This window comes from Capnocytophaga haemolytica, assembly GCF_001553545.1.
Taxonomy (GTDB): domain Bacteria; phylum Bacteroidota; class Bacteroidia; order Flavobacteriales; family Flavobacteriaceae; genus Capnocytophaga; species Capnocytophaga haemolytica.
Genome location: NZ_CP014227.1, coordinates 704992 through 722747 on the forward strand (window position 1 = coordinate 704992; position 17756 = coordinate 722747).

Annotated in this window: 19 protein-coding genes; 8 read left to right on the top strand and 11 right to left on the bottom strand. The window is 46.0% G+C overall.

The window, feature by feature from the left end:
* Positions 1–50: 50 nt before the first annotated feature.
* The 3 genes from gldD to AXF12_RS03120 form a co-directional block, all read right to left on the bottom strand.
* On the bottom strand, positions 51–617 hold the full coding sequence (gldD, locus tag AXF12_RS03110) for a gliding motility lipoprotein GldD (RefSeq protein WP_066428216.1): 567 nt from the start codon (positions 615–617) through the stop codon (positions 51–53).
* Positions 618–700: 83 nt separating this feature from the next.
* Complete coding sequence (locus AXF12_RS03115) at positions 701–1009, bottom strand: hypothetical protein (protein ID WP_066428217.1); 309 nt, start codon at positions 1007–1009, stop codon at positions 701–703.
* A gap of 33 nt (positions 1010–1042) precedes the next feature.
* Positions 1043–1732 (bottom strand): ComF family protein, encoded by a 690-nt coding sequence (locus tag AXF12_RS03120; RefSeq protein ID WP_066428219.1) that lies wholly within the window; start codon positions 1730–1732, stop codon positions 1043–1045.
* Positions 1733–1881: 149 nt separating this feature from the next.
* On the opposite strand from AXF12_RS03120, the gene AXF12_RS03125 reads away from it, so the two are divergent.
* A complete protein-coding gene (locus AXF12_RS03125) occupies positions 1882–3423 on the top strand; it encodes a glycine--tRNA ligase (RefSeq protein ID WP_066428221.1) in 1542 nt (513 codons plus the stop codon).
* Positions 3424–3436: 13 nt separating this feature from the next.
* Positions 3437–3994 (top strand): PAS domain-containing protein, encoded by a 558-nt coding sequence (locus AXF12_RS03130; protein WP_066428223.1) that lies wholly within the window; start codon positions 3437–3439, stop codon positions 3992–3994.
* Positions 3995–4044: 50 nt separating this feature from the next.
* Here the strand turns inward: AXF12_RS03130 and ribH are convergent, their stop codons facing one another.
* From ribH to AXF12_RS03145, 3 genes are all read right to left on the bottom strand, one after another.
* Positions 4045–4521 (bottom strand): 6,7-dimethyl-8-ribityllumazine synthase, encoded by a 477-nt coding sequence (gene ribH, locus AXF12_RS03135; protein WP_066428225.1) that lies wholly within the window; start codon positions 4519–4521, stop codon positions 4045–4047.
* A gap of 11 nt (positions 4522–4532) precedes the next feature.
* Positions 4533–5321 carry a tetratricopeptide repeat protein gene (locus AXF12_RS03140; RefSeq protein ID WP_066428226.1) on the bottom strand — a complete coding sequence of 263 codons (789 nt, stop codon included), beginning with the start codon at positions 5319–5321 and terminating at the stop codon, positions 4533–4535.
* 170 nt (positions 5322–5491) lie between these two features.
* The gene (locus AXF12_RS03145; protein ID WP_066428228.1) at positions 5492–6796 is read right to left on the bottom strand and encodes an MFS transporter; all 1305 of its coding nucleotides are present in this window, start codon (positions 6794–6796) and stop codon (positions 5492–5494) included.
* Between the two features lie 375 nt (positions 6797–7171).
* On the opposite strand from AXF12_RS03145, the gene AXF12_RS03150 reads away from it, so the two are divergent.
* The 5 genes from AXF12_RS03150 (at position 7172) to AXF12_RS03170 (ending at position 12263) form a co-directional block, all read left to right on the top strand.
* Positions 7172–8017, top strand: a complete 846-nt coding sequence (locus tag AXF12_RS03150; RefSeq protein WP_066428230.1) for an NAD-dependent epimerase/dehydratase family protein — start codon at positions 7172–7174, stop codon at positions 8015–8017.
* Positions 8018–8023: 6 nt separating this feature from the next.
* Positions 8024–8905: a hypothetical protein gene (locus AXF12_RS03155; protein ID WP_066428232.1), complete on the top strand. Its 882-nt coding sequence runs from the start codon at positions 8024–8026 to the stop codon at positions 8903–8905.
* 27 nt (positions 8906–8932) lie between these two features.
* Positions 8933–11179: a GH92 family glycosyl hydrolase gene (locus AXF12_RS03160; protein ID WP_066428234.1), complete on the top strand. Its 2247-nt coding sequence runs from the start codon at positions 8933–8935 to the stop codon at positions 11177–11179.
* 183 nt (positions 11180–11362) lie between these two features.
* Positions 11363–11839 carry a transcription elongation factor GreA gene (greA, locus tag AXF12_RS03165; protein WP_066428236.1) on the top strand — a complete coding sequence of 159 codons (477 nt, stop codon included), beginning with the start codon at positions 11363–11365 and terminating at the stop codon, positions 11837–11839.
* Positions 11840–11867: 28 nt separating this feature from the next.
* The gene (locus AXF12_RS03170) at positions 11868–12263 is read left to right on the top strand and encodes an HIT family protein (protein WP_066428237.1); all 396 of its coding nucleotides are present in this window, start codon (positions 11868–11870) and stop codon (positions 12261–12263) included.
* Between the two features lie 110 nt (positions 12264–12373).
* Here AXF12_RS03170 and trxA read toward each other — a convergent pair whose 3' ends face one another.
* The 5 genes from trxA to AXF12_RS03190 all read right to left on the bottom strand — a co-directional run bounded on the left by trxA (position 12374) and on the right by AXF12_RS03190 (position 17177).
* Complete coding sequence (gene trxA, locus AXF12_RS03175; RefSeq protein WP_066428239.1) at positions 12374–12691, bottom strand: thioredoxin; 318 nt, start codon at positions 12689–12691, stop codon at positions 12374–12376.
* A 107-nt stretch (positions 12692–12798) separates the two neighbouring features.
* Entirely contained in the window at positions 12799–13575 is a 777-nt protein-coding gene (locus AXF12_RS03180; protein ID WP_066428241.1) for a DUF4476 domain-containing protein, read from the bottom strand.
* Between the two features lie 60 nt (positions 13576–13635).
* Positions 13636–16158, bottom strand: coding sequence for a type I DNA topoisomerase (topA, locus tag AXF12_RS03185; protein WP_066428243.1), 2523 nt, complete (start codon positions 16156–16158; stop codon positions 13636–13638).
* An 86-nt stretch (positions 16159–16244) separates the two neighbouring features.
* Positions 16245–16400, bottom strand: a complete 156-nt coding sequence (locus AXF12_RS11870; protein WP_159429714.1) for a toxin-antitoxin system YwqK family antitoxin — start codon at positions 16398–16400, stop codon at positions 16245–16247.
* Between the two features lie 75 nt (positions 16401–16475).
* Positions 16476–17177, bottom strand: a complete 702-nt coding sequence (locus AXF12_RS03190; protein WP_066428244.1) for a toxin-antitoxin system YwqK family antitoxin — start codon at positions 17175–17177, stop codon at positions 16476–16478.
* Between the two features lie 280 nt (positions 17178–17457).
* Here AXF12_RS03190 and AXF12_RS03195 point away from each other — a divergent pair, with 280 nt between their 5' ends.
* On the top strand, positions 17458–17751 hold the full coding sequence (locus AXF12_RS03195) for a hypothetical protein (RefSeq protein WP_143325032.1): 294 nt from the start codon (positions 17458–17460) through the stop codon (positions 17749–17751).
* Positions 17752–17756: the final 5 nt, after the last annotated feature.

Below are 17756 nucleotides of genomic sequence, written 5' to 3' on the forward strand. Positions count from 1 at the left end.
GCAAAATTACGACTATATTTTTATTCTACAAAAATTTTTAGGAAAGTTTTTTACTTCCAACGAAGGCTCTCCATTATTTTGCGCACATCCTTCTCTAAGTAGGCACTGGCGGGCTGTATGGAGTCGTAGTTAGGCACTACTTTAAAATAGATAGAGCCTGAGATGAAATGCGAAGTGCTATCCGTAGCGTAGAACTGCGCTTGCGAAGCAGCATTGCCCGATACTTGATAGAACATCCCGTAGACCTTAGTAGTGTCGTTCTCAAAACGATTTGAGATGATGTTATCTGCCTTGATGGTATGGTCGTAAGTGAACTTCTGGGCGTCGCTTAGGAGCTTTTTAATATCATTATGCACCTCTTTATAAGTAAGATAGATGGTAGCACGCATCTTGGGATACTCAATGTTGATGTCACAAGAATGGCTTTTGTGTTTGAGTTCAGAGAGGGTGTTTGCCTCGAAGGTAAAAGGGCAGTAGGGTAGCTCAGTTACTTTGGCATAGGTAGCCTTGGGGTACTCTAAACGGAGGACGCCTTTGGGTTTTGGGGTGCTTTCAGTGCCACAGCCTATCATCAGCCCTGCTGTAAGGATTAACGTAGTGTAGATTATCTTTTTCATCTCAGAAATAGTGTGAAAGTAATAAAAAACCTCAGCCCTTGAGCTAAGGTTTTCTAACAATTAAAACTTTAATGTAATGGAATCTATTTAGCAACTTCTACTGTTTCAACAGTTTCAGTTTTTACTCCATCTTTGTGGCAAGATTTCTTGTCGCCATCTTTCTTGCAACATTTCTTTGCTCCATCCTTCTTGCTGCATTGCTTTTTATCGCCGTCTTTCTTGCAACAAGATTTCTTTACCTTTGTACCGCCATCTTGGTTAGCACCTTTGCCATCTTGGTCGTTTACAAAGCTTGATTGAGCTTTAAAAGTTTTGAGGGTAGCTGCGTTTACATTAACGCTGAAAGCCACCATTAGCATTACTGCTGCGATGATTTTAAAAGTGTTTTTCATATAAAATTACATTTAGTTATTACATATTTATTCTTACAGTTGGAGGGTGTAAGCCATTGAGGCAACACCTACACTGACGCCTTTGGCTTTGATAAGCTCGCGATAACAACTCTCAATAGTCGCCCCTGTGGTGATGATATCATCTACTAAGAGCACCTTTTTGCCCTCTATCTTGTGAGCGTTCTGCAAGGTGAAAGTATCCTGGCTATCCTTCAGTCGTTGTGCGCGTCCTTTGGTAGTTTGGCTCGTATTGGCTCTTACTTTCACCAATACATCATCCATATAAGTGGCTTGTAAGTAGCGGGACAGTTCCTTACCGAAAAGCGCTACTTGGTTATAACCTCTTAGCTTGAGTTTCTTTTTGTGCAAAGGCACTGGGATTACCACTTCTACCTGCTGGAAGGCCTCAATAGCAGCTATTTTCTCACCAAGCCAAGCGCCTAACCATTTGCCTATCCGTTTCTCTCCTCTGTACTTTAAACTATGTAGCAAATATTGTGCCACACTTTCTTTCTCAAAAAATAATAAAGAGGTTGCACAGCATAAATCACACTGACCGAAGAACCTCTCAGTGATCATATTCTCCTTTTTCAGATGGAAGTTCGTTTCAATGAGTTTTGCTTTGCACGCGTGGCACAAAAAGCGCTCTGTTTTATTGAGAACCTTGCCACAAGCAGCACAATAGGAGGGCACCAAAACTGAAATTATATCCGAGAAAAGCATACGGCTCAGAGGGTTTAACTTTCTGCTGTATTGAATTATTTTTTTGCAAAGATACTTCTTTTTTGTAAAAAAGTTGTACTTTTGTGCTCTATTTTACCCAGATAGGGTAAGTTATTAATATTAACTATTGAAAGTCAGTTAGATACTATATGGCAAATACAGAAGATTTTTTTAAGAAGGTTATTTCACACGCAAAGGAATACGGGTACATCTTCCCGTCGAGTGAGATTTATGACGGCTTAGGGGCTGTTTACGATTACGGTCAGAATGGGGTGGAACTCAAGAAGAACATCCGCGAATATTGGTGGAAGGCGATGGTGCAGCTCAACGAGAACATCGTGGGTATTGATGCCGCTATCTTTATGCACCCCACCACTTGGAAGGCGTCAGGGCACGTAGATGCTTTTAACGACCCGCTGATTGACAACAAAGATAGCAAGAAACGCTATCGCGCAGATGTACTCGTGGAGGACTATGTAGCCAAGCTCGACGATAAGATAGAAAAGGAAGTAGCTAAGGCTGCCAAACGGTTCGGTAACGCTTTCGACAAGGCGCAGTTTATGGCAACAAACGCCCGTGTGATAGAACTCAAAGAGCGTGGCGAGGCAATACTGCATCGCTTGGGCAAATCCTTAGAAAAGAATGACTTGGCAGATGTGAAAGCCCTCATTGAAGAGCTTGAAATAGCTGACCCTGAGACGGGTTCGCGCAATTGGACAGACGTAAAGCAGTTCAACCTGATGTTTGGCACTAAGATCGGGGCTACTGCTGAGGCAAGTGTAGACCTCTACCTACGCCCAGAGACCGCACAAGGTATATTCGTAAACTTCGCCAATGTGCAGAAGACAGGTCGTATGAAGATTCCTTTTGGGATTGCCCAGACAGGGAAAGCCTTCCGCAATGAGATTGTAGCACGCCAATTTATCTTCCGTATGCGTGAGTTTGAGCAGATGGAGATGCAGTTCTTCATCAAGCCAGGCACCCAGAAAGAGTGGTATGAGCATTGGAAAGTAAAACGCCTCAAATGGCACTTATCGCTTGGGATGGGCGAAGATAACTACCGTTTTCACGACCACGAGAAGCTTGCCCACTATGCCGATGCGGCTTGCGACATTGAATTCCGCTTTCCGTTTGGCTTTAAAGAGCTTGAGGGGATTCACTCACGTACTGACTTCGACCTTGGCAATCACGAGAAATACTCAGGTAAGAAGCTCCAATACTTTGACCCCGAAGAAAATCGCAGCTATGTGCCTTACGTGCTTGAAACCTCTATTGGGCTCGACCGTATGTTTCTTGCAGTCTTTTCTAATGCTTTACAAGAAGAGGCTTTGGAAGGTGGCGACACACGCACCGTGTTGCGATTGCCTTTTGTGCTTGCCCCTACGAAAGTGGCAGTATTACCTCTGCTGAAGAAGGACGGACTGCCAGAGATTGCTGAGGAGATCGTCGCTGACCTGAAGTTCGACTTCAACGTCGCTTATGACGAGAAGGATGCCGTGGGCAGGCGCTATCGCCGTCAAGATGCTGCAGGGACGCCTTTCTGCGTAACGGTAGACCACCAGACTAAGGAGGACAACACCGTAACCCTACGCCACCGCGACACGATGGAGCAAGTGCGTATACCGATCAGTGAACTGCGTGCAGCAGTAGCTAAGGCGGTAGACGTGAGGAATTGGCTCACTAAGTTATAGAGAGCAGAGAGCAATGAGCAATTATACAGAATTGAAGATCGTGCGCCCTACGCCTATTGATGAAGAGGTGCTGTGGGATAAGACACAGGTGCTGATGAGCCGTACCAATGCCTTTGGCCATATTATGGAGACAAATGAGGTTTTTCAGCTTGTGTCGGGCTATAGTGCAGAGGAGCTGTACGATCAGCCGCACAGTATCATTCGGCACCCTGATATGCCCAAAGTGGTGTTCAAGATCTTGTGGGACAATCTCAAGGTGCAGCGTAACTTCCACGCAATTATCAAGAACTTAGCGAAGAGTGGGCGTTACTATTGGGTGATTACCGACTTTGACATCATCCGCGATGAGAAGGACGAGATTGTGGCGTTCGTTTCCTACCGCAAAGCGATTGACAACCATATTGTTGAGGAGCATATCGCCCCGCTCTACGAAAGGCTTTTGAAGATAGAACAAGCCAATGGCTTAGAGGTGAGTGAACGCTACTTCAACGGTTATTTGGAAGACCGAGGGCTGACGTATTACGATTACGTACAGCAACTCCTCCAAGGAAAAGACATTAGAGAGTTGTAATAAGTGTGATGTGAAAATGAAAAGCGAGGATATTTATCCTCGCTTTTTTATTATAAAGTGACCATCTTTATGGCAGTAATTGCAGCCTCGACACCCTTGTTACCGTGCTTCCCACCGCTGCGTTCTAAGGATTGTTGGAGATTGTTGTCGGTCAGTACACAGAAGATAATAGGCACCGACTGGGTGGCATTCAAATAGGCAATACCTTGGGTGACACCTTGACATACAAAGTCAAAATGGCGGGTCTCGCCTTGAATGACACAACCTATGACGATGATAGCATCGATTACCTCACGGGTGAGCATTCTTTTGCTGGCGTTCACCAACTCAAAGGTGCCTGGCACTTCCCAACAAACAAGATTTTCCTTTACGGCACCACAATTCAATAGGGTGTCAATAGCTCCTTGCTGCATTCCGTGGGTTACACGCTCATTCCACTGTGAAGTAATAATCCCAAAGCGAAAAGGCTTCGCGTTTGGGATTGTCTTTTTATCGTATTGGGATAAGTTTTTGTTCTCTGTTGCCATTGATGAATGGGTTACTGACTTACTTTCCCGATCCAAACCTCAATATTCTGTGCAGCACCTGAATTAGGGTACTCATCCTTAATGCGCTCGAAGTATTGGAGAGCATCGGCGTTTTTTCCTAAAAGGGAAGCCATCACACCTGCTTTCTTTAGGTATAGAGGTGTTGTAAAGTCGTTAGTTTTGTAGTCAAAGGCTTTCTTATAATAGTTAAGTGCCTCACTGTAGTTTTTCAGTTCGGAGTAAGCATCGCCGATATTACCTAAGGCTAAAGCGCCTAAGACATTATCCGTAGCGTCGTACTTTTTGAGGTGCTCAATGGCTTTGTCGAAGTTGCCTTTGCGCATATAAGCCATCCCAGCAGAGTAGTGGGAGAGGTTGGCTGCTTTAGTACCGCTATACTTATCAATGATCTCTAAGAAGCCGTATTTGCCTTTACCGCCTTTGAGAGAAACGTCAAAGAGGGAATCCTGCACTTTGGGAAGGGTATCTTGCACGGCAGCGTCGAAAGCGAGCTGTGCAAAGAAGTATTGGCTCATTGCATCCTTTTCTTTAGGGGCTTTGATGAACTGTTGGTAAAGCAGATAACCCAAACCGATCACAGCCAAGCCAATCAGTACGCCGATAATAGTGCGCTGGTGGCGGTGTACGAAATCTTCGGTTTTGTTAGCACCTGCGTCGAGGGCATCGAATACCTCAGCGGTTCTACTTTCTTTGTGTAGGTGCTCTACTTGAGCCTCATCTAAGTTGTCAGTTTTTCTATTTCTGTTCGGTCTCTCGTTTCTTTTTTTATAAACTGCCATAAATTCTTATTCTTAAAAAGTCGCGCAAAGTTACGACTTTTATTTATATCTGAAAGAAATTCTTTAAAAAAATGTTTTGTGAGGGAGGTAAGTACTGTTTTTTAATAGACGTATACCAACCCTTAAATAGCTGTAATACAAGCTGCTCCCTTTTGTTTTTCAGTTATTTGCTATTTTTCTTTTTTTGGAGTGCTATCGTAGGTGAAAGGTACTTTCCAAGTGATAATGAGGGCGGGTATGGTGCAAAGCATTACCAAGATGAAGAAGGTTTGGTAGCCGAGGAACTTGCTCAGGTAGCCGCTGATTATCCCTGGCACCATTAACCCGAGGTTCATCAAGCTATTGGCAAAGGCGTAGTGTGCCATCTGGTACTTCCCTGGGGCTATCTGCTGCATCATAAATAGGGTAAGTGCTACAAAGCCAAAGCCATACCCAAAGTACTCAAAGATAATTCCTACGGCTATTTGCGTAAGATTTGTAGGTAAGAAAATGGCAAAAATTAAATATACAGCAAAGGGTACATTAAAGGATAATGCCAACACACGGATAGCTTTCTTCAGCCCTACTGATGAGACATAGTAGCCTGCTAATATAGAGCCAATCATATAGGCTGCTGCTCCCGCTGTACCATATATGAGCCCGTAATGCTGGTCGCTTAGGGCTATACCGCCTGCCTCTCTGGTATCTGTAAGGAAAAAAGGTAGTATCTTTACGGTCAAACCTTCTGCAAAACGGTATAGAAAAATGAATAAGAGATAATACCAAATATGTTTTTTCTCAAAAAATTGGACAAATATCTGCCATAATTCTACTATTTTTTCTTTTACACTCCCGTCTTTTTGCTGCTGTTTGTCTTTAGGCAATACAAAGAAGTGGTACAAACCGATGCAGAGCATCAGCAGCGCACTTATGCCGAGAACTACCTGCCACGCTCCTATAACTTGCTCTTGAGGTATTACAGCCTTTGCACAATCTCCTGTGGGGCACTTCAAGTAGCCTACTAAGAAGACTAACCCGCCATTAGTTAGCACTTTGGCTAAGTTGTAAAAAGCTCCTTGCCAGCCTGAATAGAGGCTTTGTGTGGCATTGTCGAGTTGTTCCATATAAACACCATCACCTGCAATGTCGTGTGTAGAACCGCTTAGGGCTATTACTCCCATCAAAGCTAACGAAATGGTAAAAGAGTTAGGCAAGGGCAACGAAAATACTATCAAGCCAAAGAATGTAGCGGTTATAATCTCCGTAAGGATTACATATATCCGTTTGGTGCCAAATACTTCCATTACAATGCTCAGTAAGGGCTTTAGCGACCAAGGTAAGATGAGCAGTGATGTCCAAAAGGTTGTCTCTTCTTTGCTTATCCCCATATCTCTGTAGAGTAGGGAAGAAACAAACGACAGAAATATAAAGGGCAATCCCATTGCGAAGTAGACGGTTGGTACCCAAGTAATTGGGTTTCTTTTCTTGGTATTCATTCTCTATAAGTTTTTAAATTGATGGGTAGGCATAGCGATACCTTTAAAAATTGAGCAAAAGTAAGATGTTTTTTTTAAATAACAAGCATTTGTTGCGCATTTTTTTAAAGAATAGATACAGTGGGCATTCATAGTGAAGATAGCCAGTGAGTTATGAAATAGTAGATGGGAAGGGGTAGGGGAGGGTTCGAGAAAGGGGGTAGGTTCGTTACGTGTCCGTTGTTTGTCCGTTTAGGATTTTATTTGTCGTTTTATTGTATAATAAGGTAAATAGTCGTACCTTTGCCGCCGATTTAGGGTGTGGCTTTTAAGGTAGTTCTTTTGGTTGAAGGAGGCTGAGCTACACACTAAGGATAAATTGCTAAAAGCTACACAATGAAGATATTAGTAACAGGAGGGGCGGGCTTTGTAGGCTCTAACCTATGTGAGGCACTCGCCAAAGACCCTCGCAATGAGGTGTATTCCTTAGACAATTACTTTACGGGCAGTCGTGATAACCACGTTGAGGGCGTTACCTACATTGAGGGGAGCACGGAGTATATCTTTGAGCTGGTGGACTTCACCCCCGATAGGGTGTTTCACCTCGGGGAATACTCACGGGTAGAGCAGAGTTTTGAGGACATCGACAAGGTGTTGCTCTTCAATAAGGTAGGCACCTCAAAGGTATTGGAGTTCTGCCGCAGGAGAGGCTGTAGGCTCATTTATGCCGGCAGCAGCACCAAGTTTGGCGAGGGCGGTATTGGTAAAGACCAGAGTCCATATGCGTGGTCGAAGTCGTCGAATACCGACCTCATCAAGGACTACGGCACGTGGTACGGGTTGGACTATGCTATTGTCTACTTCTACAACGTCTATGGCAAGCGAGAGATCAAGAGCGGGAAGTATGCTACCCTCATCGCGCTCTTTGCGGAACGCAAGCGACAGGGGTTGCCACTGACCGTAGTGGCACCGGGCACACAGCAGCGTAATTTCACCCACGTGGACGACATCGTTGAGGGCTTGCTCTTGGTAGGCGAAAAGGGTAAAGGTGATGAATATGGCATCGGTAGCCCCGAGACGTACACCGTGATGGAGATTGCCGAAATGTTTGGTGGGGAGATACAGCTATTGCCTGAACGCAAAGGCAACCGTATGTGGTCAGAGGTCATCACCGAGAAGACAGAGGCTTTGGGCTGGAAAGCAAAGCGGCATATCAAAGATTGGATAATGAACAATGTATAATTGATAATGGTTATATTATTTTTTGCACACGGAGCGAAGGAGTTTCTCAATGAGGTGATATTTGCCGTGCTTTCTTACTATCAGCATCATAGGGTAGGGGAGCACCAAGTGGTGATTTACACCGACAATGAGGCGTACTTTAGGCAATGGCTGCCTGAGGAGGTTACTTATGTAGCCGTAGATGCTGCTAAGGTGCGTGAGTGGCGAGGAGCAATCGACTTTGTGCACCGCGTGAAGATAGAGATGATACGCGATGCTTTTACGCGCTTCCCCGATCGCAATGTGTTATACCTCGATAGCGATGTCTACTTTAAGGAGAATATCTCCTTTTTGGGTGATAAAATCGTACAGGGCACTCCTGTGATGAGTTTAGACGAAGGGAGTGTCTTTGGCAGTAAGCTAAGGCATTTCAAAAAGATAGAAGTCTACCTAAAGGCGCACAACAACACGATTGGCACTGGGCCACCTGTGGTAGTTCCTCAAGGACAATCGATGTATAATGCAGGGGTACTTGGCATTAGGGCTGATTGGGCACCATTGCTCAGCGAGGTGCTTGCCATCACCGACCTACTGCACCCCGAGGCTCCTACCCACGTGAGCGAGCAGTTTGCCTTCAGCGTGGTGCTTGCCCGCCAAGGGGCGATCTATGCTGCTGAGCCTCATATCCATCATTATTGGTATTTTAAAGAGTTTCGTGCGGTGATTAACGCCTTCTTGCAAGAGAACGAAGGCAAGCCTTTTGAGGAATTAGTGCGACTCTCGGCAGCCTACAATCCTGAGCGTATGGGCAGTGAGAAACTCGCTTATAAGCAGATGAATTTCTGGCAGAAGTTGTACTATAAAATAAAAAATAGAGGTCAGAAGTCAGTGATCAGCGGTCAGCTCTGACTACTGACTACTAATTACTAAATACGTATGAAAAGATTAATAATATTAGCAATGAGCTTGCTATGGGGGGGTATGTACGCCCAAAAGCAGGCAGTGGATTACATCAATCCCTTTATTGGGACGTCTAACTTTGGGGCTACGCACCCTGGTGCAATAGCACCGCGAGGAATGCTCAGCATCTCGCCTTTTAATGTGGCGTTTGACACCAAGGGAGTCGAGGCTCCGTTAGAAAAGGACAGTCGCTGGCTCTCTAACCCTTATGTGAACGAAAATAAGTTCTTCACAGGGTTTACACACGTGAATATGAGTGGGGTAGGGTGCCCAGAGCTGGGGGTAATCCTTGCGATGCCCACCACAGGAGCCTTGGAGGTGGAGCACCTCAAATACGGGTCGCCCTATAAAGATGAGGTGGCAAAGGCAGGCTATTACAGCACTTTCCTCACCAAATACGGCATCAAGGCAGAGGCTACCGCAAGGCAACGTGCAGGCATTAGCCGCTATCACTTTCCTAAGGGTGAGGGCAATCTGCTTATCAACTTAGGGCTGGGTTTGACCAATGAACAAGGTGCAATGCTCAAGTTCGTATCGCCCACAGAAGTTGAGGGGATGCGAATGGTGGGCAGTTTCTGCTATAACAGTCCCGAACTGGCTTACCCTGTTTACTTTGTAGCAAAGGTGAACAAGCCCGCTAAGCATTACGGCGTATGGCAACACCCTGCCACGTATGAGGGTGTAGAAGCCAAATGGATGACCTACAACGGTAAAACGCGCTTTAAAGAAGGCTTTATGCGCGAGGTCGTAGGCGACAGCTTGGGGGCTTACTTCCGCTATAATTTTGACAAAGAGGAAGTGGTAGAGCTTCGTGTGGGCGTCTCGTATGTGAGTATCGCCAATGCGCGTGAGAACTTAGAGAAGGAGATCGGCAATAAGACCTTTGATGAGGTATATGCGGCTACCCGCACTGCTTGGAATGAGCAGCTCAAGGCACAAGTAACGGGCGGCACTGAGGACGAGAAGACTGTCTTCTACACCGCCCTTTACCACGCGCTCATTCACCCCAATCTGCTCAACGACCACAACGGCGATTACCCTGAGAGCACTACCAACAAGATAGGCAAGAACACCAAGCGGTTTACGGTGTTCTCGCTGTGGGATACCTATCGCAACTATCACCAGCTGATGAGCCTGCTCTATCCTGAGGATCAGCTTGGTATGGTGCGTACGATGCTCGATATTTACAAAGAAAGCGGCTGGCTACCTAAGTGGGAGCTCAACTCCACCGAGACCTTCACAATGGTGGGCGACCCTGCGAGTATTGTTATTGCTGATACTTATTTACGCGGACTTACCGACTTTGATATTAACACTGCGTATGAGGCGATGCTCAAAGGGGCGAATACGCTTAAAAATAACCCCATACGGCCAGGGGTAGAAGAGTATTGGCGATTGGGTTACCTCAGTGTAGATGGTGGCGTTAGAGGCCCCGTATCCACCACACAGGAGTATAATGCAGCCGACTTTGCCATTGCACAGATCGCTAAAAAGCTCGGCAAGAAAGCCGATGCGGCAAAGTTTGGCAAGCAGTCTCTGAGCTATCACAAGCTCTTTGATAAGCAGACCAAGCTCTTGCGCCCTAAGCACGCCAACGGCAGTTGGTATGCGCCCTTCGACCCTAATAGTGGGGCAAACTTCGAGGAGAATGTCGGCTACATCGAGGGGAATGCTTGGCAATACGTATTTATGCTCACCCACGATATGAAAGGTACTATCAAGCTAATGGGCGGTGAGAAGGCTTTTGAGCAACAGCTCGACCACATATTCAATAGCAAGCAATACGATATGGCTAACGAGCCTGATATTGCCTATCCTTACCTCTACAACTATCTGAAAGGTCGCGAATGGAAGACCCAGCAGCGTGTGCATAGCCTCATCAACGAGTACTTCCAAAATAAGCCCGCAGGCTTGCCTGGCAATGACGACACAGGGGTGATGTCCGCGTGGGTAGTCTACGGAATGATGGGGCTGTACCCTATCACCCCAGCCGAGCCTATCTATACGCTCACCGCGCCGCGCTTTGAGAAGATAGTGCTGCAATTGGATAAGAAGTACTACCCCAATGGGCAGCTTATCATCGAGAGCAACGCCTCACCTGAGAATATCTACATCAAGAAGATTACCATTGACGGTAAAGAACATAAGAGCTACTTCATCACCCACGACGAGCTAAAGAAAGCACATACTATTCGGTTTGAACTCTCTAATATAAAAAAGTAAACACAGAACGGAGCGATAACGAACCAGTAACGAACAGCTAAGGTTTCCATTCTTCTTTTTCCCTGAAAAGAAAAAAGAAAGGATGAAAATTTTGTCAGTTCAAAAAAAGTTTGTATCTTTGCCCCCGAAATCCTCAGAGGTGTAAGACTTGAGGATTTTTTATTTTTCTAAAAAACAAGGAAGATGAAAAAGGTATCATACTATACAGCCGAAGGGCTAAAGAAACTAAGAGACGAACTCAATCAGTTAAAAGACGTAGAGCGCCCGCGAGCTTCGCAGGCGATTGCTGAGGCGCGCGACAAAGGCGACCTCTCCGAAAATGCAGAGTACGACGCTGCCAAAGAGGCACAGGGCTTGCTGGAAATGAAGATCGCTAAGCTCGAAGAACTCGTAGCCAATGCACGCCTCATCGACGAGTCGCAACTCGATCTGAGCAAGGTGCTAGTGCTTTCCACCGTCAAATTGCGCAACCTTGCCAATAAGATGGAGATCACCTATACCCTTGTAGCAGAGAGTGAAGCAGACCTCAAGGCAGGGAAAATATCAGTAACTTCACCCATCGGAAAGGGACTGCTTGGCAAGCAAGTAGGTGATATTGCAGAGATACAAGTGCCCAATGGAGTGCTGAAGATGGAGGTATTGGAAATCACCCGTGACTAAGTAAAACATTTTAAAACCCGATAAAACAATGGCAAGTATATTCACAAAGATTATCAACGGCGAAATACCTTGTTATAAGGTAGCTGAAAATGATGATTTTATTGCTTTCTTTGACATTAACCCTAATGCGAAGGGGCACACCCTTTGCGTTCCTAAGAAGGAAGTAAATAAAATCTTCGAGATGGACGACAAGCACTATCTTGACCTGATGCTTTTCTCAAAGCGCGTAGCCGAAGCCTTAGCAAAGGTGGTGCCTTGCAAGCGTGTAGGGATGGCAGTAGTAGGCTTGGAAGTGCCCCATACCCACGTACACCTCATTCCCATCAGCGAGATGAAAGAGATGACCTTTGAGCACAAGGTGCAAATGACCGATGAGGAGTTTAAAGCCCTCGCCAAAGCAGTAGGTGAGCGCTTTCAAGCGTAACCTGAAAAGGGTAGGGTACGTTCTCTGAATAAATAAAAAAGGCGTTAAGCAATAAAACGATATTGCTTAGCGCCTTTTCTAATCGCTGACCTCTGGGGTCTCTGATCTTCTTACAACAAGCTATCCAATGCGTCAGTGTAAGTCTTCTTAGGAGCTACGCCCACTTGGCGACCTACTACTTCCCCGTTTTGGAATACCAATACGGTAGGGATATTGCGGATACCGTATTTGCCAGCAAAGTCCTGATTGTTGTCTACGTCTACTTTACCGACAGTTACCTTACCTTCATACTCCTTAGAGATTTCTTCGATGACAGGTCCCAGCATACGGCAAGGTCCACACCAAGTTGCCCAAAAGTCTACAAGCACAGGCTTGTCGCTCTTTAATACTAAATCTTCAAAATTTCCGTCTGTGATTTCTAATGCCATTTCTAAAACTGTTTTAATGTTATTGTCTTTCTGTTGCAAAAGTATGAATAATATTCCACTCTACATCTAAAAGTATTATCATTTTTTGTTATACTATTATAAAGTCATTATCTACGAACACTTTGTAAGAAGTCCGCAAAGCGTTTCTGTGCTAAAGAGAAGTCGAAACTATCGTGTAGTAGGTAATAGTTCTTGGGGTCTACCACATTAGGATAGGCTTCTTTAGCAATGATGAGTTTGTTGTCGTCAAAGCTCATTTCCTTCATCAGTAGGCTTACTTGTTCTGTAGTAAAAGAAACGGCGTTCTTCTGCATACGAAAGAAGTTGATCTTGTCATTGTCAAAACTCTGCTTCTTATACATATCATAAAAACGAGCAAACTCACCACCACGCATCATTGGGGCACCTCCATATGAGCGGTTCCACACATCGTTCCATTGGCGTCCATAATAGCCATCGTGAGCATTGCCGAGGTTTACCTCTTCAAGCAAGAATAACCCCTGACGCGAGAAGAAATCGAGCACTAAGCGCATCTCATTGCGAGGGCGGAGGGTTACGCGGTAAAGCAGCAGCCCATCACCGTAAATACTCAATGGTTGCGCTCCTGACCTCACATCGAAGAAACGGAACATACCATTGCTATTGGTGATTTCCTGATCGCCGAGTTGCACCGTAAAGCGCCCCATCTCAGGAATACGGATAAACACTTCCGAGTAGCCGCCGCGGTAATCTTGCTCCCAGCGGTAATCAATATTGATATTTACGTTGACGTTTGTGTTGCTCTTTTTCAGTTCATTGCGCAATAGCTTGCCTGCACTGCCTACCTCTTGCGCTGAGGCAGCCATTGTGGCTAATACAAGTAGGGTTACAAATATCTTTTTCATAGTATGCTATGTTTTGTTTATAAAACACTTCTATCAAGAATCGTGCCAATACGAAATGTATTACTTCTTAGTGCTGCTCTTCTTAGTTGTAGCCTTTTTAGACGCTGGTTTCTTTCCGCCCGCTGCTGACTTCTTTGCAGGATACTTCTCCGCAATGAGTGCCAATGCTTGTGCCTCAGTGAGGGCTGCTATGTCAGTATCTTTTGCTAACTCTACCTTCTGATTGCCTTTTATGAGGTTATAACGACCCCAGCGTGCTTTCTCTATGCGTATGCCGCTCTCTGCCCATTCGCGCACTACCTTCTCCGACTCTTTCTGCAACTTGCTCTCTATGAGCTCCTCTACGTCCTTTTGGGTAAGGTGGTCAAAGTCGTACTTCTTGCTCACACTGATGAAGAGATTATCCCACTTGATGAAAGGACCAAACCTACCCACGCCCTTGCTCACCTCTTTGCCTTGGTAAGTAGCGATAGGCGCATCGGCTTGCTTCTTGGCAGCAATCACCTCCTTAGCGCGGTCGAGGGTTACCGTAAAGACGTCCTCTCCTTTGTCCAACGAGATAAACTCCGTGCCATAGCGCACATACGGACCAAATCTTCCCACATTGGCTTCCACTTCTTTACCATCAACGATGCCGAGCTTACGCGGCAGTTCAAAGAGCTGCAACGCCTCCTCAAGGGTGATGGTCTCCATAGTGGTGCCTGCCATCAAGCTGGCGTACTGTGCTTTCTCTGTGCCTTCGGTCTTGCCGAGCTGTGCCATCGCTCCAAAGCGTCCGAGGCGCACCAGCACCGTCTTGCCCGTCTTAGGGTCTGTGCCGAGAATGCGTTCACCTGTCTCACGCCCTGTATGTTGCTCCACGTCCTCCACCACAGGGTGGAAATGCCCGTAGAAGTCCGTGAGCATTTTCGTCCAATCCTCCTTGCCCTCAGCGATATGGTCAAAGCTGTTCTCCACCGTAGCGGTGAAGTTATAGTCCATAATCGTGTTGAAGTTCGCTACCAAAAAGTCATTGACTACCATACCGATGTCCGTAGGGATGAGCTTCCCCTTATCGGCACCCACACGCTCGCTGAGGTTGTGGTGCTTGATGCTATCGCCTGTGAGGACCAACTGCTCATACGGACGCACTTCACCTTCTAAGGCACTGCGCCCTACATAACCGCGTTGCTGTATAGTGGAGATAGTCGGCGCGTACGTCGAAGGGCGACCGATGCCCAACTCCTCGAGCTTCTTCACTAATGACGCCTCCGTATAGCGAGGCGCAGGGCGCGAAAAGCTCTGTGTGGCAGTGATGTGCTTATTGGTAAGCATCTCTTGTAGCTGCAAGTGGGGCAACATTCCGCTCTGTTCTTCCTCCTCGTCATCGCTGCTTTCCAAATATACTTTCAAAAAGCCGTCAAAGCGGATCACCTCTCCGCTGGCAGCAAAGAGTTCTTTATGCTTATTGGCTTCTATCTTCACATTGGTGCGCTCAAGCTGTGCATCAGCCATCTGCGAGGCGATGGTGCGCTTCCATATCAACTCGTAAAGGCGCATTTGGTCGCTTTCTGCTTGTATCTGTGGGCGACTCATATCCGTTGGGCGGATAGCCTCGTGTGCCTCTTGTGCCCCTTTGGCTTTGGTAGCAAAGTTGCGCGTCTGGCTATATTGTGTCCCGAATAGTGCTGTGATGGTGTCCTTAGCCGTGCTCAGTGCCTCGCCTGAGAGGTTGGTGCTGTCGGTACGCATATAGGTGATGAGCCCCGACTCATACAGCCGTTGGGCTACGGTCATCGTCTTGCTCACTGAGAATCGCAACTTGCGCGATGCCTCTTGTTGCAGGGTGGAAGTGGTAAACGGCGGTGCGGGCGACTTCTTCGCAGGCTTGGTCTCAAGCGACTGCACCCTGTAGCGCGCCCCTATGTTCTGCTGTAAAAATGCCTCTGCCTCTGTGGCACTGGCAAAGGTCTTGCCGAGGGTAGCTTTCACTACCTTGCCTTCTGCGGTTACGAACTCCGCTGCTACCTTATAAACGCTCTGCGACTTAAACTCTTGTATCTCGCGTTCGCGCTCCACGATCAAGCGTACAGCTACCGACTGCACACGCCCTGCCGAGAGCCCACTCTTGATCTTCTTCCACAACACGGGCGAAAGCTCATAGCCCACAAGGCGATCGAGCACGCGGCGCGCTTGCTGAGCGTTCACTAAGTTGTAGTCAATGCCACGGGGGTTCTGTATAGCCCGCTCGATGGCACTTTTAGTGATAGAGTTAAAGACGATACGCTTGGTCTTCTTCGGGTCGAGTTTCAAGTTCTCAGCCAAATGCCAGGCGATGGCTTCCCCCTCGCGGTCCTCATCACTCGCGAGCCACACCACTTCGGCAGTGGAGGCGAGTGCCTTCAAGTCGCTTACCAACTTCTTCTTATCCGAAGAAACCTGATAACGAGGCTTAAAACCGTGCGCTACATCAACGCCGAGTTCCTTCGAAGGGAGATCGACAATATGCCCGTAGCTCGACACTACTTTGTAGTCCTTACCGAGGAATTTCTCAATGGTCTTCGCCTTTGCGGGCGACTCTACTATCACTATATTCTTAGCCATACGAAAACGTTTTGCGGGGGCAAAAGTACAAATAATTTTTTGAATAAGAAGTGTTTTTTACAATATTTCGAGTTAAAAGGTGAGGCTTATGGTTTGTCTTTGTCAGTTTTCTCTATCAATGCCCCATCTTTGAAGAACCTTGTCTTTATTAACTTCCCATTTATGTCGTACTCTTCTTCTCTCTCAAAAGCGCCATTTTTATAATGGGCAACGGAATGCAACACCCCGCTGGGGTAATACACTTTTGATTCTCCTTCGAAGATACCATTTTTGTAGGAAACACTTGTTTCCAGCTTGCCATTCTCATAGAAAGTTTGCTACCCTCCACTCCGCTTTCCACGTGCATAATGTAGCTTTTCAAGTAAGACACCCTTTTCATTGTAGTGTTCCTCGAAGCCCTCTTTCTGGTTATTGAGGTAATGGATACGACTTAAAAGTACCCCGTTCGCACTGTAGACCTCACATTTACCCATCATCCCGTTGTGGTACTCTGTAATGTGCTTCTCACCATTGTCTTCATACCACGTTGAGACACCTTCCCTCTTATCATTCAGGAGCGTGTATGTATACATCGGTCTCCCATCACGGTAATACTCCTTTACCTGACCATTGGGCACATCATCCTTGTATGTGACGGTTTTTTGCAACTGCCCATTGGAGTAGTATTCCTCATAAACTCCGTTCATTTTGCCATTGGCGTAATGCTTTATATTCATCAGACCGCCATCCTCGTTATAGAACTTGCGCACCCCTTCTAACTTATCATCCTTATAGAACTCCTCAAACATCAGTGTGCCATCACGATAGAACGCTTTCACGGCGCCATTGAGCTTTCTATTTTTATACTGCCCCGTAGCAAAAATAGCGGTGTTCTTGCCATTTTTATCAAGGTAATAAAGGGTATAGATGCCATTGACAGGCTTATCCTCGTCTCTAAATTTTGTGACTTGTGCAACCCCCTGAGCAGTGAGCAACAGGGCTATAAGTGTCGTTCCTATTCTTTGTAAGGGTGTTTTCATTGTAGTAATTTTTGGCAAAGATAGTGTTTTTCCGCCAAATTCTCCACAATTGTTGTGCAAAATTACTGAGAGCTGTCCGTTATGGAACCGTTTGCGCTTCGATGTCGTTTTGTGTTCTGTATAGGGTTGGTATGAATTGTATATAGGTGATGTTTGAAGTGCCATTCAGAGGGTGAGGTATGTTTTTCTCAAGGGAAGGGTTGTGGGTTTAGGATAAATGTGTATTTTTGCGGTGTGAATATTGCTTTTCGCTTTTGAGGAGCGCAATACGCTAAGTGCTATGAATCGTAAACAGCTATATATCATACTCTTAACATTCCTTGTGATTTTTTTGTTGCTGGTGACTTTTGTTGCATTGGTTATCGGTAAAGGCTATGGAGGAATCTTTTGGCTATTGTTTTTCCTGATGCTTCCTGTGTTGATCGTCGCCTTTGGGCAGGCTATACTTGCAGGGTTGATATGGCTGGGATCATCTATAGTGGTGTTTATCACTTTTAAAATTCAGCAATATAGCAAGAAGAAACAAGTGCAAAAAGAGCCTTGGGAGGGTCATTCTTCATCAGAAGAAAAATAGTTTAA

Excerpts from the sequence above, each read along its gene's own strand:
- AXF12_RS03195 (WP_143325032.1), top strand. The coding sequence starts at position 17,458 with ATGAATCGTAAACAGCTATATATCATACTCTTAACATTCCTTGTGATT.
- AXF12_RS03180 (WP_066428241.1), bottom strand. The coding sequence starts at position 13,575 with ATGAAAAAGATATTTGTAACCCTACTTGTATTAGCCACAATGGCTGCC.
- AXF12_RS03125 (WP_066428221.1), top strand. The coding sequence starts at position 1,882 with ATGGCAAATACAGAAGATTTTTTTAAGAAGGTTATTTCACACGCAAAG.
- AXF12_RS03130 (WP_066428223.1), top strand. The coding sequence starts at position 3,437 with ATGAGCAATTATACAGAATTGAAGATCGTGCGCCCTACGCCTATTGAT.
- AXF12_RS03155 (WP_066428232.1), top strand. The coding sequence starts at position 8,024 with ATGGTTATATTATTTTTTGCACACGGAGCGAAGGAGTTTCTCAATGAG.
- greA (WP_066428236.1), top strand. The coding sequence starts at position 11,363 with ATGAAAAAGGTATCATACTATACAGCCGAAGGGCTAAAGAAACTAAGA.
- ribH (WP_066428225.1), bottom strand. The coding sequence starts at position 4,521 with ATGGCAACAGAGAACAAAAACTTATCCCAATACGATAAAAAGACAATC.
- AXF12_RS03190 (WP_066428244.1), bottom strand. The coding sequence starts at position 17,177 with ATGAAAACACCCTTACAAAGAATAGGAACGACACTTATAGCCCTGTTG.
- AXF12_RS03120 (WP_066428219.1), bottom strand. The coding sequence starts at position 1,732 with ATGCTTTTCTCGGATATAATTTCAGTTTTGGTGCCCTCCTATTGTGCT.
- AXF12_RS03140 (WP_066428226.1), bottom strand. The coding sequence starts at position 5,321 with ATGGCAGTTTATAAAAAAAGAAACGAGAGACCGAACAGAAATAGAAAA.
- AXF12_RS03160 (WP_066428234.1), top strand. The coding sequence starts at position 8,933 with ATGAAAAGATTAATAATATTAGCAATGAGCTTGCTATGGGGGGGTATG.
- AXF12_RS03150 (WP_066428230.1), top strand. The coding sequence starts at position 7,172 with ATGAAGATATTAGTAACAGGAGGGGCGGGCTTTGTAGGCTCTAACCTA.
- topA (WP_066428243.1), bottom strand. The coding sequence starts at position 16,158 with ATGGCTAAGAATATAGTGATAGTAGAGTCGCCCGCAAAGGCGAAGACC.
- gldD (WP_066428216.1), bottom strand. The coding sequence starts at position 617 with ATGAAAAAGATAATCTACACTACGTTAATCCTTACAGCAGGGCTGATG.
- AXF12_RS03115 (WP_066428217.1), bottom strand. The coding sequence starts at position 1,009 with ATGAAAAACACTTTTAAAATCATCGCAGCAGTAATGCTAATGGTGGCT.
- AXF12_RS03170 (WP_066428237.1), top strand. The coding sequence starts at position 11,868 with ATGGCAAGTATATTCACAAAGATTATCAACGGCGAAATACCTTGTTAT.
- trxA (WP_066428239.1), bottom strand. The coding sequence starts at position 12,691 with ATGGCATTAGAAATCACAGACGGAAATTTTGAAGATTTAGTATTAAAG.
- AXF12_RS03145 (WP_066428228.1), bottom strand. The coding sequence starts at position 6,796 with ATGAATACCAAGAAAAGAAACCCAATTACTTGGGTACCAACCGTCTAC.